The organism is Sphaerochaeta sp. S2 (genome assembly GCF_016406725.1).
In the GTDB taxonomy this organism is placed as follows: Bacteria; Spirochaetota; Spirochaetia; order Sphaerochaetales; family Sphaerochaetaceae; genus Sphaerochaeta.
This window is the reverse complement of the sequence record NZ_JAEKNT010000494.1, coordinates 1-2132: the sequence shown is the minus strand read 5'-3', so window position 1 is coordinate 2132 and position 2132 is coordinate 1. Positions and strand designations below refer to the sequence as shown.

Genomic DNA, 2132 nt, shown 5'->3' with positions numbered 1-2132 from the left:
CAGCATTAGTAGTGGTTTCGATGTAATTCTCTCAGGTGGGGCTCAGCCCAAAAATATCTTCTGGCAGGTAGCTGGAGGGGTGACCCTGGGGACCGGTTCCCATTTTGAGGGAATAGTGATGAGTCAGACGAATATTGCTATGAACACCGGATCCTCGATCAATGGTCGTTTGTTGGCTCAGACACAGATTACCCTTGACCAAGCAACGGTAACGAAACCCGCTATGTAGGGGTTCTTAAAAACCAGTGAATCGTAAGATTCTTCATTTTTTACGGCGTTGAAAGGTTTTCCGATCAACGTCGTTTTTTACAGTAAAGGGCATGCAAAGAACTGTATATCTCTTTTCATAGTAACAACTATGCTGCTAATCATGAGTTGTTCATTGTACATATCCAGCAAACGAAAAAAATTCATATGAGCCTTGAGTCTCCAATGATGTATAGCGGGTTGCCTTTCTAGCATCTTGGGCCTGAGTTTTACTCAAGAAAAACATCACATCGGCCTTTATTTGGAGGTCACTGTAATGACCACCTTGCCCTGGGCATGCCCCTCGCTCACATAACTCATTGCCTCTGCGGTTTGCTCCAGCGGATAGCACCGATCTATAACTGGGTGAATCTTGCCGGAGGCTACCAAGTCCAGAACGAATTCCAGGTCCTCCCTGTTGGGTTTCGCTGCCAGTGTACGCATTTTCTTTGACCCTACCGACATGAACGGCCCAAAGAGAAGTGAAGTAAATATCTGTTTCAAGGACCCTCCCACCATAACGAATATTCCATTAGGCACGAGGAGATGCTTATACGCTGAAAGCCGGTGGTACCCATTAATGGCGATAATCCGGTCGAAGCGACGGTTACTGGTGGTAATATCCTCCCTTGTATAATCGATAACTTCGTTGGCTCCCAGACTGCGCACAAGTGCTGTATTGCGTGTGCTACAGGTGGCAGTTACCTGAGCACCTAAATAGCTGGCTAGTTGAACAGCATAGGTGCCGACGCCGCCTCCCGCTCCGTAGATGAGTAGACTCATGCCCGCTTTGACCTCTCCCTTGTCACGCAATGCTTGCAAGGCAGTGACAGCTGCTACCGGGACGGCAGCGGCGAGTTCGTCGGGAATCGCGGATGGCTTCAAGGCCAGCACCTTCTCATCTACAGCAACATAATCTGCAAAGCCTCCGCACCCGTTTCCCGAGATATCACCGACCACCATATCTCCTGTTTTAAAGGAGGTTACATCCCTACCCACTTCTTCCACCATTCCCACGATATCAGCTCCGAATATTCGGCTCTTCGGTATACCGACACCCATCTGCATAGGACGGTAATCAAGTGCATTCACAGATGCAGCATGGATACGTACCAATACTTCATGCGTGTTAGGCATTGGTTTTACAATATCACGCAGGACCAAGGTTTTTGACGAGCTCACCTTCTCATAAACAATTGCTTTCAATTTCTGTCTCCTTGGTCCTCTATGTGGCTGCGCCGCAACATATTGTAAGCGGCTTTCCTGGATATATTCTTACCGACAAATTCATAGTTCTCAAGTGTTCCTATAACCAATAGAAACAACAACCACAGAAATGAAAACAATAGAGGCAAAGCATGTGTTACTACAGGCCCATGAGGAGGCCCATGAGGAGGCCCATGAGAGACTCAACCAACAGTGAGAAATTCTCTTTGTTTATTTTTCAACCCTATCCTTGCAAACTCCTTTGTATGGTCTATCATAGATAAGGTACACCAGTGAGGAGGAGCCATCTTTCATGCAGGATTCACAGCGTTGCATCGGAATATTCACCGCAGGCTTGGACGATGAATATCAGTCGGCCATCTGGCATGCCATTGAAAGGGAAGCGGCAAAGCGGCAGATGGGAACCATCTCCTTTATTGGCTCCCGCCTTGGATCCCCTATTGCCAGTGAAGCCTCTTCCAACCTCGCGTATCACCTTGCATCCGAGCAGACCATTGATGGCCTGATCATTGTTGCCTCTTCACTTCCTGATTCGTCGGTAAAAGTACCTGACCTGACCAGTTTCTCGTCAATAGGAATATCATTATCTGCAAGTGCCTGCCTACAAGCCTGAAGCCTCTTGACTGACTCCTCATGGGTTTTCGGCCCTGTGACAATAG

3 protein-coding genes are annotated in these 2132 nt (G+C 47.8%); 2 read left to right on the top strand and 1 reads right to left on the bottom strand.

Translation table 11 applies throughout. The features are described 5' to 3' along the window. Positions 1-229 (top strand): ice-binding family protein (locus tag JF818_RS14385; RefSeq protein WP_198892668.1); only part of this gene is annotated, 229 nt, incomplete at its 5' end. A gap of 275 nt (positions 230-504) precedes the next feature. Here the strand turns inward: JF818_RS14385 and JF818_RS14380 are convergent. Further along, complete coding sequence (locus JF818_RS14380; protein WP_198892667.1) at positions 505-1452, bottom strand: NAD(P)-dependent alcohol dehydrogenase; 948 nt, start codon at positions 1450-1452, stop codon at positions 505-507. A gap of 313 nt (positions 1453-1765) precedes the next feature. Here JF818_RS14380 and JF818_RS14375 point away from each other — a divergent pair, with 313 nt between their 5' ends. Beyond that, on the top strand, positions 1766-2086 hold the full coding sequence (locus tag JF818_RS14375; RefSeq protein WP_198892666.1) for a hypothetical protein: 321 nt from the start codon (positions 1766-1768) through the stop codon (positions 2084-2086). The last annotated feature ends 46 nt before the right edge of the window (positions 2087-2132 follow it).